This is a genomic window from Streptomyces sp. NPDC042638 (assembly GCF_040647235.1).
Lineage (GTDB): Bacteria > Actinomycetota > Actinomycetes > Streptomycetales > Streptomycetaceae > Streptomyces > Streptomyces rameus.
This window is the reverse complement of the sequence record NZ_JBEZBT010000007.1, coordinates 164453-178014: the sequence shown is the minus strand read 5'-3', so window position 1 is coordinate 178014 and position 13562 is coordinate 164453. Positions and strand designations below refer to the sequence as shown.

The following is a 13562-nucleotide window of genomic DNA, read 5'->3' as shown; positions in this document are numbered from 1 at the left end:
GTGAGCGGAGCCACGGGCGCCGGATCGGCCGGTACCTCCACGGGTACGGAAACGGACGGCGGCGGCCGTGGCTCCGCCGCGCGTGCGGCGAGTGCGAACGACCCGCACGACCCGCACACGACCAACCTGAAGCCGGTGAAGGCTTCCGTGCCGGACTCCTCCGGCACGCAGGAATCCCAGCGGGCATCCCAGGGGGGAACTGTGACGGACACCCGAGGTCCGGCCCCGGCCGATGAGGCGCGGCCGGCGTCGCCGCTTCCCGGCGAGCGGCGCGCGGAGCGGCCCGACGGGCCGTACCACCCGCCGCAGGCCTATCCGGCGCAGGCCCCTGCCGGGGCGGTCCGCAAGCCGCGGACCGGCGTGCGGACGGCGCCGCGGACCCGCAAGGCGCGGCTGCGGGTGGCCAAGGCCGACCCGTGGTCGGTGATGAAGGTCAGCTTCCTGCTCTCCATCGCGCTCGGCATCTGCACGATCGTCGCCTCGGCGGTGCTGTGGATGGTCATGGACGCGATGGGCGTGTTCTCGACGGTCGGCGGCACGATCTCGGAGGCGACCGGCTCCAACGAGGCGAACGGCTTCGACCTCCAGGCGTTCCTCTCGCTCCCCCACGTCCTGATGTTCACGACGATCATCGCGGTCATCGACGTGGTCCTGGCCACGGCGCTGGCGACGCTCGGCGCGTTCATCTACAACCTCTCCGCGGGCTTCGTGGGCGGCGTCGAGCTGACCCTGGCGGAGGACGAGTGACGGCCCCCGCGACCGCCTGCGGGCCCCTGACCTGACGGTCCCCCGACAACCGATTTTGGGACTGACGGGGTCGTGCGCTAATCTTCAGGAGTCAGCGCGCGGGACACATACCGCAGAGCGCGGCGGGGCTATAGCTCAGTTGGTTAGAGCGCATCCCTGATAAGGATGAGGCCACAGGTTCAAATCCTGTTAGCCCCACCAGCGAAAAACCCCCGGTCCATTAGGTCCGGGGGTTTTTTGACGCCCACGATTGACACCGACACCGACACCGACACCGACAGCGGCAGGGCCGGCGCCGGACGCGGGGTGTCATGCGAACGCCCGACCGCTGGCGACGGGGGATGCACCAGCGATCGGGCTATGGCCAAGGGTAACAAGGTTGGCGGTTGCGTGGGGCCAAGTCCGGGGGGATTCGGGCAGGTTGGCCGATCATCGACCGCACGGGGGGTCGTAGGGGAGGCGGGACAGGTACTCGTGCCACCGCTGCGGGGTCAGCACGCCCCGGGTGACCGAGCAGATGTGCCGGATCGCGGTGTCGGCGTCCAGGCTCCACAGGCGCACCGTGTCGGCGCCGCTGGAGACGCCGAGGACCCGGCTGTTGGGGCTGAACGACAGGAAGTTGCCCGTCTTGGCGTTCGGGCTCATCGACTGGCCGATCGCGGTCGCCGCGGCCGGGTCGGTGACGTTCCACAGCCGGACCGTGTTGTCGTCGCCGCCGCTAGCCAGGGTGTGGCCGTCCGCGCTCAGGGTCAGGGACGTGACCGCCTCGGTGTGACCGGTGAGCGGGTCGCCCAGCGCGGTCGCGGCGGCCGGGTCGGTGACGTTCCACAGCCGGACCGTGTCGTCGTCGCTGCCGCTGGCCAGGGTGTGGCCGTCCGCGCTGAAGACGAGGGCGTTGACGGGGCCGGAGTGCTCGGTGAGGGGCTTGCCGAGCGGTACGGGGTGGGCGGGGTCGCTGACGTTCCACAGCCGGATCGTGCTGTCCGCGCTGCCGCTGGCCATGGTGCGGCCGTCCGGGCTGAAGGCGAGGGCGTTGATGTAGCCGCGGTGGCCGGTGACCGGCTTGCCGGCCGGTACGGCGTGCGCGGGGTCGCTGACGTTCCACAGCTGGATGGTGCGGTCGTCGTGAACGGTGGCCACGGTGTGCCCGTCCGGGCTGTAGGCCAGCGCGTTGGGTCCCATGAAACGGGTCTGCAGGGTCAGCGGAGGGCCGGCGGCGACCGGATGGGCGGGGTCGGTGACGTTCCACAGGTGCACCGTCCGGTCGCCGGCGAGAACGGCGAGGGTGTGGCCGTCGGGGGAGAACACCAGCGTGTGCTGGTCACCGTCGGCGGGCATGAACGGCCTGCCGAGCGGTACGGGCCGGCCGGACCGCGTCACGTTCCACAGCCGCACCCTGCCGTCCCTGGCCGCCGTGGCCAGCACCCGGCCGTCCGGGCGGAACGCTCCGCTCCGGCCGATCATGTCCGAGGTCGGGACCGACCACAGGCGCACCTTGCCGTCCCCGCTGCCGGTGGCGAGCGTTCGGCCGTCGGGGCTGAAACCCAGCGCGTACATCTCACCGCTGCTGCCCGCGAGGGGCTCGCCGACCTGGGACGGGGACGCCGGATCGCCGATGTTCCACAGGCTCGCCGTGCTGTCCGCGCTCGCGGCGGCCAGCCGGCCGCCGTCGGGACTGAACGCCACCGACCAGATCGGTCCGGTGTGGCCGGTCAGCGGGGCGCCCAGCGCGGTCGCGGCGGCCGGGTCGGTGACGTCCCACAGCCGGATGGTGTCGTCCGCGCTGCCGCTGGCCAGCGTGTGCCCGTCGGGGCTGAAGGCCACCGAGTGCACCAGGTCCGTGTGTCCGCGCAGCGTCGTGAGCGGCTCGGGCCGGCGCGTGTCCGAGACGTCCCACAGCCGGATGGTGCCGTCGTCGCCGGCCGTGGCGAGCGTGTGCCCGTCCGGACCGAACGCCACCGAGCGCACCGCGGCGGCGTGGCCGCGCAGCGTGACCCGCGCGCCGGGCCGGCGCCGATCGGTCACGTCCCACAGCCGCACGGTGCTGTCCTCGCCGGCCGTGGCCAGCGTGCGCCCGTCCGGGCTGAAGGCGACCAGGTAGATCGTGCCCCGGTGTCCGGTGAGGGGCTTGCCGAGCGGCGTGGGGTGCGCGGGGTCGGTGACGTCCCACAGCCGGACCGTGCCGTCGTCGCCCGCGCTGGCCAGGGTGCGTCCGTCCGGGCTGAAGACGGCGCTGCTCACCCAGCTGGCGTGGCCGGTGAGCGGCTTGCCGAGCGGGACCGGGCGGTGCGGGTCGGACACGTTCCACAGCCGGACCGTGCGGTCGTAGCTGGCCGTGGCGAGTGTCCTGCCGTCCGGGCTGAAGGAGGTGAGGTAGACGGCGCCGGTGTGGCCGGACAGCGGGGTGGCGAGCGGGGCGTTGACGATGGAGATCAGGCGGCTGTAGGTGCCCTCGTCACCGGGGCGCAGCCGGTGTGCGACCAGGTCGAGCTGGGCGGCCAGGGACGGATCCGTGTGCTGGACCCGGTCGGCCTCGGCCAGCACCTGCTCGAACACGGCGTCGTCGCGCTGCTTCCAGGCGATCACCGCGGACGTGCCGGCGACGAGTGCCAGGACCACCAGCGCGGCCACCGCGGCCCTGCTCAGCCATACCGTGCGCTTGCGCAGCCGCACCGAGGCGGCGAGGAACTCCACGGCGCTGCGGGTCAGGTAGGTGTCGCCCGCGGACCGGGCCCAGTTGCGGGCGTGCTCCAGCCGGGAGCCCCGGTACAGCAGCGAGTTGTCCCGGCCCGAGTCCTCCCAGGACCGGCCGTCCTCCTCCAGCCGCTGGCGCAGCAGGTGGTCGCCCCGGCCCTCGTCGATCCAGTGCCGAAGCCGGGGCCAGGCATGCAGCAGCGCCTCGTGGGTGATCTCCACGGTGTCCGCGTCCAGCGTCACCAGCCGGGCCCGCACCAGGGCCTCCAGCGACTCCTCCGTCTTGCCGGGGTCCGCCGACTCCTCCGCCAGCTGCCGCCGGGTGCCGCGCCGGCGCGTCGCCTGGGTGTCCTCGCCCAGCCGGACCAGGCGCAGCAGGAGCAGCCGGGCGGCGGTACGGGCCGCGGGGTCCAGGCCGGACCAGGCGCGTTCGGCGGTCGCCGCCACCGCGCCCTGGATGCCGCCCGCCGCGCGGTAGCCGGCCAGGGTCAGCCTTCCGGCCTTCCGGCGCTGCCAGGTGGCCAGCAGGGCGTGCGAGAGCAGCGGGAGCACGCCCGCGTCGTGCGCGCCGCGTGGTCCGTCGGCGCTCACCTCGCGCACGATCAGCTCGGCGAGCCCCGGTTCCAGTTCGAGGCCCACGGCCCGGGCCGGGCCGGTCACCGCGTCGCGCAGCTCGGAGTTGGTCAGCGGGCCGAGCACCATGTGGCGGTGCTGGAGCGCGTCGGACAGTTCCGGGTAGCCGAGGCACTGCTCGTAGAAGTCGGCGCGGATGCCGAGGACGACCCGGGCGGGCGCGGGCTCGGCGGAGCCGGCGGGCGCCGTGCAGGCCGCGTGCAGGAAGTGGATGAAGGTCCGCCGCTCCGCCTCGTCGGAGCAGAGGGTGAACGCCTCCTCGAACTGGTCCACGATGACGACCGGCCGCCCGTCCGGGGCGTTCGCGCCGCCCGCCCAGCCCGTGATCGCCGCGCGCACGGCCCGGGTGACGCGCGGGGCGTCGCAACCGGGCAGCGCCGGGTTCTCCGCCGTCTCCCGCTCGGCCGCGAGCGCTTCGGCCGCGACGGCGGCGAGATCGGGTATACGGCGGACCAGCTCACCGAGCGGATCGGCACCCGGGACGAACTGCAGGACGGGGCCGGGCAGGACGGCGGGGGGATCGGCGGGAGGCGGAGCGGGCCGGGAGGAACCGGCCGGCTGCTGCCGGGGATGAGGGAGCGGGCCGGCCTGTGCCGGGCGAGCCGCGGTGGCCGTCTCGCCCCGCTCCCGCTCCCGTTCGTGCTCCTGCTCCTGCTCCTGCTCCTGGGGGGTGTGGACCGCCCCGTCGGCCGCCGGGGCGGTCCGTCCGGAGCCGGAGCCGGTGGTCAGGGCGCCGCCCCGGACCGCGGGGACCAGGCCGGCGTTCAGCAGGGACGACTTTCCGGCTCCCGAGGCGCCGACCAGCACGATCAGTCCGCCGGACCGCTCGGCCGCGCGGAGCTGGGCGACGAGGGTGTTCGTGCTCCGCTCCCGGCCGAAGAACCACCGGGTGTCCTCCTGCCGGTAGGGGGACAGCCCCCGGTACGGGCACACGCCACCGGCGACGGGCGGCGCCTGGGCCGGTGGCCGCCGGTTCTCCTCCGCGGGCGGCGCGGGGCGGTCGCCGACCGGTCCGGCCAGCGCCAGCTCCCACAGCCGCTGCCAGTGGGCGATGTCGTACAGGCCGGCGGAGACCGGAACGGGACGCAGGCGCCGGGCCTCCGGGATCAGGATCTGCAGGACCGCCGCGAGGGCGGCGAACTGGGCCGGTACGTTCCTGGCCCGGCGCCAGTCACTGATCCGCTGCGCGGACACCCGTACGGGCCGGCCGCGCTCGTCGATCCGCTGCAGCCGTCCGACCGACTCGGCGACGCTCTTGAGGGGAGGATTTCCGGCCTCCTTGTACAGCAGCGCGAGCCGCTCGGCGAAGGCTGTGCGTGCCCCTGAGTCGGAACTCAAGGTTCCACCCCTTACTTTCCCCCGCGTGCGAACGTCCGGACCGGAAAACCCACCCTATACGCCTGACCTGCGAATAAGGGGTGGTCCGAAGACCGGAACCTCCTCGACGGCGGTGACAGATGGCAGGATCCGAACCCGGTAGCCGGCCCGTCACATACCGTCCGGACAGGCCACCGGCACAGTGCTCTGAGAGACAGTCTCATGGCACCGATCGTTCTCGGTCAGGTTCGGTCCATCGGTACCGCGCCCGGCGGCTGACCCGGCGGGCACCCCGTGGAACCCGCCCGTACTTCGACCCGCGCCGTACGCCGACACGGTACGGGTCGACGGCCTCGCACCGTCCGGCACCGGTCCCCACGAGGGGAGGGACCGGTGCCGGGCGGTCGGGAAGCGGAATCCGTCAGGCGAGCCACCCCGCCTCGCGGGCCGTGACGACGGCCCGTCGCTCGGCCTCCCCGGCATCGGCGTTCAGGGCCGCGTCCCGTCCCCGTGCCGTGCCGCCGGCCGCTGCCGCCGCCGTCCGGGACGCCGTGAGTGCCGCGCGCAGAGCCGCCGCGGCGGCCGGGCCGCCGTCCCGGGCCGCGGCCAGCTGTGCCGCCAGGGCGGCGGTGGCGGCGGCGTTGCGGGCGCAGCGGGCGTCGGCCGCCGGGTCGGGAGCGCTCGCGGCCAGGGCGTCCAGCGACCGCGCCGCCAGCCGTAGCGCGTTGGCGGCCCGGCCGACGGCGTCCTTCGGCACGATCTCCGCCGCGTCCTGGCCGACACCGGCGTACCGGCACGCGGCGACCGCACGGTCGTGGGCGCTGTGGGCGCGGGCGCCGTGGACCCGGCGCAGTCCCTCCGCCCGTGTGTCCGGCCCGGCCCCCACCGCTTCCCGTCCGCTCACACCCATACTCCGGCCTCCTCTCCCGGGACGGTCTCCCGGGACGGCCTCCCGGGACGACACCGCGTGCCCCGCCGCCACGGGCCGGGCGCGGGCAGGGTGCCACGCCGGGCGCGAAGAGACCACACACGCACCCTGGATATCTGATGGGCCGTCAGCTACGGTCGGTCCGCCGGCCGTTCCCGAAGGGATGAGTGCCATGGAGAAGCAGCGTTCCCGGTGCCCGCGCCCCCCCGGCGAGCCGCGCTGGGTCGCGATGTTCCACGCGGGCGCCCAGGACACCTGGACGGTGGGCGCGGAGTCCCCGTACCGGGACCCGGTGCTGTACGCCGTCGGTGACATGACCTGGACCGCACGGGCGCGCGGGGAGGAGACGACGGTCGCGCTGTGGGGGCCCGAGGACGGCGTCTGGCGCCTCTTCGACAGCCCGTCCGCCACCGCACCCGCCCCCGGGCCGGAGCGGCCCGCGCCCGGTTCGTCCGAACCGGCCCGGCTCGCGGAACGTATGACGGGCCGCCGGCACCAGGTGCTCCTGGCCGGTCTGGGCAGGGCGGGCCTGTACGACCTGACCCCCGAGGACGGCGCGGCGGTCCGTGCCCTGGCCGAACGGCTGGACGAGCCCACCGTCCGCCGGGTGGCCCACTGGCTGTCCGCCGCGGGGGGTGGGCGGTAATCACGGGGGCGGTGAGGCGGTCGGGCGGGCGGTTCGGCGGGCGGCCGGCCGGGCAGTGACGTCCTGGAGGTCATCGCTCACGGCTGGAGGACGCATGAAGGTCTCCGTCGACCGCTCCCTGTGCTACGGCTCGGCCGAGTGCGCGTACCGGGCACCGGCCGTGTTCGCGTTCGAGGACGGGTACGGCGTCGTACGCCCCGGTGCCGCCCAGGCCGCCGACGGCCCGCAGGTCCGCGAGGCGGTGGAGAAGTGCCCCTCGCAGGCCATCGTCCTCACGGAGCGGGAGGAGCGGGAGGAGTAGCGGGAGGGGTGGGGGCCGCGGTGGCCGGGGCCGGCGGGTAGCTCCAGCCGAGGCCGGCGAGCGCGCGGGCCCGGGCCTCCGCGACCGTCGTACGGGCCGTGAGTTCGGCGGGGTCCACATGTGCCGACTGGCCCGTGACCTGCCCCTCCCACTTGCGGTACAGCAGACCGGCCTCGGCCGAGAACCAGCCGCGGCTCACCGCGTCCAGCGCCAGCAGCAGACCGGTGTCCTCGGAGGCGGGCAGTGCCATCCAGCCGCCCAGGGCGATGAGCAGCTCGCGCCGTACGCACAGGCTCGCCGGATGGACCGGGGCGCGAAAGCCGTTGCGCTTCCAGTGGTCGAGGACGGTGCCGCGTTCGATCGGGCCGTCGTCGGGGTCACCGGGGAAGCCGGCCGTGGAGCCGTCGGGCAGCAGGTCCAGGACGCGGCAGGTGGTCCATCCGACGGCGGGGTCCGCCTCCAGTACGGCCAGGTCGCGGGCGAGCGCGCCCGGGGTGAGCCGGTCGTCGGCGTCCAGCACCTTGACGTACGTGCCCTCGGCGCGCGCCAGCGCGACCGTCCGGGCCACGCCGGGACCGCCCGGCCGGCCCTGGCGGAAGCTCACGCGCGCGTCGTCCGGGAGGTAGCGGCGGACCTCGTCCGAGGTGCCGTCCTGCTGGACGACCCAGTCCCACTCCCAGCAGACGGGCATCCGCTGCGCGCACAGGGACGCGTACGCCTCCGGCAGGAAACGGGCGGACGGGCCGTGGACAGCGGTGACTACGGTGACGCGCCGGCTCACGGCAGCGCTCACCACCTTTCCGTGGGTTGCGGATCACTGCCGTACGAGGATGACGTACGACAGCGATGCCCTGCCGTGCCGTGGTGTGCCGTGGTGTGGGGGCCGGTGCTGGGGGCGGTGCGGCGGCCGGTGCGGGGGTGCGACGCGGGAGCGGCGGCGCAGTGACGGGGGAAAAGCGCGAGACCCCCGGCCGAACCCGGCCGGGGGTCTTTCCGTGTCGACTGGTGCGTACGCAAGTCGCCGTCGTGTCGAGACGTTGCGGTACTGCGGCTGGTGGCGGGATCAGCAGTCGAGGGAGGCCGAGAGGTGGTCGGTGGAAGAGGTCTCCGACGGTGACTGCGTATCGGTCTCGGCGAGGGGGCGGTGGCGGCAGCTCGGGGACTTTCCGTGGGCCTCGGCCCGGATCCGCTGCTTCATCGTGGGGGGCAGGGCCCTGGCATGGGGCCAGGCCCAGTGGTGCATCGCCGGGATCGTCGGGATCGAGTGCTGCGCGGTGCCGGTGCGGGGGCTCTCGGTCCGGGGTCCGGCCGCGGTCGCGGTGGCGGCGCCCGCGGCGACGAGTCCGAGCGCCGTGCACAGCGCGAAGAAGGCGGTGACGATGGCGGTCCACAGTTTCATGACCTTGTTCTTGGTCATGGCCCCTCACTTTCGGGTTGGGCGATTTGCGTACTTTGCTCATCATGTGTATGTGGGTCTCGAAGTGGTGGACCGACGCCCGTGGCGCGTGGATGTTCCGATGAACACCACTCGTATGGACGCAAAAGGTCAGAAAACGTCGCGAACCTGAGTGAGCCGAGCGAAGAGGGAGCAAAGTAACCGTCCGTGCGGGCGTGGTCACCCTCCGGCCCGATCGGCGTCCGACCTGGCCTATTGGGCTCACGGGGGCGGCAGTTGGGCCCCGGCGCAGGTCACCGATCGATATCGGTCGGTGTGTATAGTCGGGCGCCAGAGGTCCCCTACGTCAAGGAAAGACGAGGTCGCGCGGTGAAGAAGCTGCTCCTGGTCGCACTGGCCGCCATCGGCGGGCTCCTCGTGTACCGCCAGATTCAGGCGGATCGCGCCGAGCAGGACCTGTGGACGGAGGCGACTGACTCCGTGCCCACGGGTTCGTGAGTCCGGATACCGACTCCGATACCGAAGCTGAACAGACCCCGGCCGCCCGCGCGGCCGGGGTTTTGTGTTGCCCGGGACGGGGCGGGGCCCGGGAGGCGACGGCCTTCGTGTTGCGGGGCCCCGCGGGGTGAGGTAGCCGCGGTGGCGGGCGGTGCCGGATGGTGCCGGACGTTTCGGACGGGCGTACGCATTGCCCGGATGGCGCAGGGGCGGCCAGGGCAGGATGGAGCCCTGCGGTCCGGTACGGCTTGTCCGACGACTGGGGGTGGTGGCGCGTGCGGGGGCGAGGGCGTACGGCGTGGGCGGGGTGGCGGGTCGTCACCGCCCGTCGCGCCGTGAGCGTGCTGCTGGGACTCTGCGCCGCCGTCGGCCTGCCTGCCGTCGCCCCGGCCGCCGTCGGCGGGGCGTGGCCCGGGCCGTACGCCTTCACACCCGGCGCCCGGACCGTCACGGGTACGGAGAGCACCGCGCACGCCGCCCTGCTGGACCCCCGCCACACCTACCGCAGCTCCCTCCCACGAGGTGGCAGGCTCTACTACCGCCTGCGGCTCGCCGCCCAGGACACGGCCTACGTCCCCGTCACCGCCGTACCGCCGACGGGCACCGCCGTCTCCGCCACCGACGGCATCCGTGTCTCGCTGCGGGACGCCGACGGCACCTCGTGCTCCTACGCCTCCGCCCGCTTCGGCGCCGGACTCAGCCCGCGCCCGGTCACGGCCCTGGGGCAGCGCGAGACCGGCAAGGCGCTGTGCCAGGGCGGGGGCACGTACTACGTGCTCGTCGAACGGCTCGACGCCGGGGGCTCCGGCGCGGTGGCCTCGGCCGAGCGGTGGGGCCTGGAGATCGCGCCCGCCACGGAACCGGGCCTGGCGCGGGCCGGCACCACGACTCCGCCGCGGAACTGGGACTCCGCCACCCCGGAGCCCCTCGGCGGCCGGCCCCGCGACCGCTCCGGCGGCACCGGGTTCGCCGGGGCGCGTCCGCTGGGCCCGGGGGTCTGGCGGACCGCCCTCGCCCCCGGCGAGACCCGCTTCTACAAGGTGCCGCTGGACTGGGGCCGCCGGCTGTACGCCTCCGCCGAGCTGGGCAGCGCGCCGGGCCACGGCTATGTCGGCAGCGCACTGAACCTCTCCCTCTACAACCCGGTCCGCGGCGCCGTCGAGGACGCCTCCCTCGGCTACACCGGCGCCGCGAAGCCCGCCGCCCTCCCGCCGCTGCCGCCGGTGGAGTACGCCAACCGGTACGCCGTACAGGCCGCGGTGACCTCCGTCCGCTTCGCCGGCGAGTACTACCTCGTCCTGCACCTCAGCACGCAGCTGTCCCGCACGTTCGGACAGGGGCCGTTCGAGGTGACCCTGCGGGTCCGGGTGGACGGACAGGCACACGCGGGGCCCGCGTACGCCGGCCGTGCCGTGCCGGAGGACCTCTTCACGATCACCGGGCGGGACCGGGCGGCCGTGTTCACCGGGGGCGCCGGGGGCGGGGGCGGTGACCGGGTGATGCGGCTGGTCGCCGTCGGCGGGATCGGCTCGGGGACCGCGCTGCTGCTGTTCCTCGGCGGCTGGACGGTGACGTCCCGGTGGCCCGGGTCCCCATCCCGGGCGCGGGCGCGGGACCGGGATCGGGATCGGGCCAGGGCTCGGTGAGGGGCGGGGCTCGCAGGCTGCCCTCGGGGGACGGGTCGGGAAGTCTCAGAGGCGGGTGAGCGCCCAGAAACCCACCGCGTAGCAGGCGAGCGCCAGCAGCAGGAGCGGGATCGCGGCCTTGGCCGGCGGGCCGGGGCGGCGCGGCGCGCGGCGTGCCCGACGTCCCCGTCCGTGCCGGGCGGACGGAGTGGGCACCGGGGGCGTGAGGGGCGGCGCGAGTGAGGGTGGGGTGTGCGCAACCGCCTGTGGGTCGCGGGCGGTGTACGCGGCGGTGGTGGTGGTGTCGGTGGTGCCGGTGGGGGGCGGGCTCGGCAAGGGGGCCCCGAACTGGGCCGGGAGCGGGGGCAGGTGCGGTACCGGGCCCGGTGCCGGGGCGAGGGGCGGTGGAGGGGTCGGGTCGGGGACCGGGGCGTGCCGGGGCGGCGGCAGCCGGAAGCTGCCGGTGTCCGACAGGGAGCCGGTGGGTGTGGGCACGCCCGGTTCCCTGCCGGCGCCGGGACCGGCTCCGCTACCGGCTCCGCTACCGGCGTCAGCATCCGTGCCGGCAGCCATACCCGTGCCGGCACCCATATTCGTCCCCGCTCCCGAACCGGCACCCGCTCCCGAACCGTCGGCCGAGTCGGCACCCGCACCCGCACCCGCACCCGAGCCCGAACGGGGGGCCGATCCCGCAACCGCACCCGAGCCCGAACCGGCGGCCGATCCCGCACTCGCGCCCGCACCCGCGCCCGTGTCTGTGTTCAGGCCCGTGCCCGCGCCCGCTCGCCCTTCCGGGGTTCTCCGCAACGTCGTTGCCGACGTCGTGCCCGGGATCAGCTCCAAGGCCACACCGGATGCCTGCTGCAAGGGGCCGTCCGGTCCGAAACCCGCGGGCAGCGGGCCGAGTTGGTCGAAGACCTCGATGAGGTCGTCCTCGGGGCCCGGTTCCGGCAGCAGCTCCACGGCACCGGCGAGCGCCTTGCGCGCCCCCGTCGCGGTACGGAAGCGGTCCGCGGGATCGGGCTGGAGCAGCGAGGCGACGATCTGCCAGAGCGGTTCCGGGATGCCCTTGGGCGGGCCGGGCGTCCCGTGTTCCAGGAAGTGCTGGACGATCGCCTTGGCGTCGGGTCTGGCGCCTTCGAGGAGGTACAGGGCGACCAGGCCGACGGCGAACAGGTCGGCCGGGAAGTCGGGTTCGGCGCCCAGCATCTGCTCGGGGGCGAGGTAACCGGGCGTCCCCACCACGAGGTTGGTCTCCGTCAGCCGGGGCTCACCGAGCCGCATGGCGATGCCGAAGTCGGACAGCCGCAGCCGCGGCCGGCCGGTACCGGTGGCTTCCAGGAGCACGTTGGCGGGCTTGATGTCCCGGTGCACGACGTCCTCCGCGTGGACGGCGGCGAGCCCGGACAGCAACTGGTCGAGCAGGGTGCACACGAAGGCCGGGGGGAGGGGGCCGTAGTCGCCGACCAGGTGGACCAGTGAGCCGCCGGCCACCAGGTCCATGGTGAACAGCACCTTGTCGTCGTCGGCGGCCCAGCTGGCCGGGGCGAGGACATGCGGGTGGTCGATCCGCATGCCCTGCTCCCGGACGAAGCGGAGCAGGGAGTGGGCGTCGCGCTGCTGGAGGACTTTGGCGGCCACGTACCGCCGTCGGCGATGGTCCCAGGCACGCCATACGGCGCCCACGCCCCCGCGTCCGATCGGGTCGGCCAGCTCGTACCGGCCGGCGAAGACCTCACCCATGGCAGCCGCCGCTCCTCCCACTGGCGCTACGGAGCCTCCGGGCCCCTTGCCCCCCTCGGCTCCCTCGTTCCCCTCCCTACCCAGGGGATGAGCGATACGACCCGACGGTCCGGCCCTTGCGCCGGGACCGGCCCAGGGGTCAGTTCTGGTGGGACTGGTAGTGCGCGACGGCGTCGGCGGTGCGGCCGGCGCCGTAGACGCGGAGGAACTCCGCGAGTTCGGGGTGGTTCGGAGCGAGGGAGTCCGCGGCGTCGATGATGTCACCCGCGGCGGCCACCGAGCGGAGCAGCGACTGGATCTCGCGGACCACGCGCTTCACCGTGGGCGCACCGGAAGTGCTCGTGGTGTGCGTGGTGTTGTTGAGCACGGAGCCCCCCTGCGATTTCTTGATCTCCTCCATGCGCTCGGTCGCCTCGGCCGCGCTGACGCTGCCGTCCGCGACCTGGGACGCCAGCTCCTGCAGCAGCTGCACCCGCTGGACCACCGCCGGATTGCCGATCTTGGCGCGCTGGCCGCTCATCAGCTGCGAGAGCATCGGAGCGGACAGCCCGAGGACCGCCGCGAGCCGCGCCTGGTTCAGCCCGAGATCGTCGATGAGCTTACGGAAGAGCGCCCCCAACGGCTCCCCGTACCAGTTCCGCTGCAGCTCCCGCGCTCTGGCGGTGGCTTCCTGCTGTGCGGCATCCATTGCGTCTCCCCATCGCTTCCCCTGAAAACCGCGGTTCGCTGTAGCGAACCACGCCGAGCATCTTACGGAGAGTGGTCATCCACGGGGACCCCCAATCTTTTTGCGAGATACGGGGGGTGACCCGGTACTCTGGTCTGCGGCACCCGCCGGAACCCACACGCTCCGGCCGGGAGCTGTTTTCCGGGGCCTTAGCTCAGTTGGTAGAGCGCCGTCTTTGCATGGCGGATGTCAGGGGTTCGACTCCCCTAGGCTCCACTGCAGGTCAGACACCCCTCGAGAGTTCATCTCGGGGGGTGTTCCGGCGTTCCGGCGTTCCGGCGTTCCGGCATGCCGTCGCCGGCGGCCG

General features: G+C 74.1%; 11 protein-coding genes and 2 tRNA genes. 7 read left to right on the top strand and 6 right to left on the bottom strand.

Features of this window, described 5'->3' with window-relative positions:
* Window positions 1-747 carry a DUF3566 domain-containing protein gene (locus AB0B40_RS09030; RefSeq protein WP_345058962.1) on the top strand — a complete coding sequence of 249 codons (747 nt, stop codon included), beginning with the start codon at window positions 1-3 and terminating at the stop codon, window positions 745-747.
* Between the two features lie 124 nt (window positions 748-871).
* A tRNA-Ile gene (locus AB0B40_RS09025) sits at window positions 872-948 on the top strand.
* 228 nt (window positions 949-1176) lie between these two features.
* Here AB0B40_RS09025 and AB0B40_RS09020 read toward each other — a convergent pair.
* Entirely contained in the window at window positions 1177-5412 is a 4236-nt protein-coding gene (locus AB0B40_RS09020; protein ID WP_362263601.1) for a hypothetical protein, read from the bottom strand.
* Between the two features lie 400 nt (window positions 5413-5812).
* Complete coding sequence (locus tag AB0B40_RS09015; protein WP_362263600.1) at window positions 5813-6301, bottom strand: hypothetical protein; 489 nt, start codon at window positions 6299-6301, stop codon at window positions 5813-5815.
* A 190-nt stretch (window positions 6302-6491) separates the two neighbouring features.
* Between AB0B40_RS09015 and AB0B40_RS09010 the strand changes: the two genes are divergently transcribed.
* Complete coding sequence (locus tag AB0B40_RS09010; protein ID WP_345056112.1) at window positions 6492-6965, top strand: hypothetical protein; 474 nt, start codon at window positions 6492-6494, stop codon at window positions 6963-6965.
* 94 nt (window positions 6966-7059) lie between these two features.
* Entirely contained in the window at window positions 7060-7266 is a 207-nt protein-coding gene (locus tag AB0B40_RS09005; protein ID WP_345056110.1) for a ferredoxin, read from the top strand.
* Here the strand turns inward: AB0B40_RS09005 and AB0B40_RS09000 are convergent.
* Window positions 7238-8059, bottom strand: coding sequence for a glycosyltransferase family 2 protein (locus AB0B40_RS09000; RefSeq protein ID WP_362263599.1), 822 nt, complete (start codon window positions 8057-8059; stop codon window positions 7238-7240). The two genes, AB0B40_RS09005 and AB0B40_RS09000, sit on opposite strands and share 29 nt — an antisense overlap.
* A gap of 270 nt (window positions 8060-8329) precedes the next feature.
* On the bottom strand, window positions 8330-8683 hold the full coding sequence (locus AB0B40_RS08995; protein WP_345056106.1) for a DUF6344 domain-containing protein: 354 nt from the start codon (window positions 8681-8683) through the stop codon (window positions 8330-8332).
* 348 nt (window positions 8684-9031) lie between these two features.
* On the opposite strand from AB0B40_RS08995, the gene AB0B40_RS08990 reads away from it, so the two are divergent.
* Together AB0B40_RS08990 and AB0B40_RS08985 are read left to right on the top strand one after the other, a co-directional pair.
* Window positions 9032-9160: a DLW-39 family protein gene (locus AB0B40_RS08990; protein ID WP_003999697.1), complete on the top strand. Its 129-nt coding sequence runs from the start codon at window positions 9032-9034 to the stop codon at window positions 9158-9160.
* A 341-nt stretch (window positions 9161-9501) separates the two neighbouring features.
* A complete protein-coding gene (locus AB0B40_RS08985) occupies window positions 9502-10806 on the top strand; it encodes a hypothetical protein (RefSeq protein WP_345056115.1) in 1305 nt (434 codons plus the stop codon).
* A gap of 45 nt (window positions 10807-10851) precedes the next feature.
* On the opposite strand, the gene AB0B40_RS08980 is transcribed toward AB0B40_RS08985, so the two are convergent.
* Complete coding sequence (locus AB0B40_RS08980) at window positions 10852-12528, bottom strand: serine/threonine-protein kinase (protein ID WP_362263598.1); 1677 nt, start codon at window positions 12526-12528, stop codon at window positions 10852-10854.
* 139 nt (window positions 12529-12667) lie between these two features.
* Window positions 12668-13216 (bottom strand): DNA-binding protein, encoded by a 549-nt coding sequence (locus AB0B40_RS08975; RefSeq protein WP_362263597.1) that lies wholly within the window; start codon window positions 13214-13216, stop codon window positions 12668-12670.
* Window positions 13217-13398: 182 nt separating this feature from the next.
* On the opposite strand from AB0B40_RS08975, the gene AB0B40_RS08970 reads away from it, so the two are divergent.
* Window positions 13399-13471: transfer RNA gene (locus AB0B40_RS08970), tRNA-Ala, on the top strand.
* Window positions 13472-13562 lie beyond the last annotated feature (91 nt).

Bases quoted from the DNA above. Each gene is read 5' to 3' on its own strand.
- AB0B40_RS09015 (WP_362263600.1), bottom strand. From the start codon at position 6,301: ATGGGTGTGAGCGGACGGGAAGCGGTGGGGGCCGGGCCGGACACACGG.
- AB0B40_RS09010 (WP_345056112.1), top strand. From the start codon at position 6,492: ATGGAGAAGCAGCGTTCCCGGTGCCCGCGCCCCCCCGGCGAGCCGCGC.
- AB0B40_RS09005 (WP_345056110.1), top strand. From the start codon at position 7,060: ATGAAGGTCTCCGTCGACCGCTCCCTGTGCTACGGCTCGGCCGAGTGC.
- AB0B40_RS08995 (WP_345056106.1), bottom strand. From the start codon at position 8,683: ATGACCAAGAACAAGGTCATGAAACTGTGGACCGCCATCGTCACCGCC.
- AB0B40_RS08980 (WP_362263598.1), bottom strand. From the start codon at position 12,528: ATGGGTGAGGTCTTCGCCGGCCGGTACGAGCTGGCCGACCCGATCGGA.
- AB0B40_RS08975 (WP_362263597.1), bottom strand. From the start codon at position 13,216: ATGGATGCCGCACAGCAGGAAGCCACCGCCAGAGCGCGGGAGCTGCAG.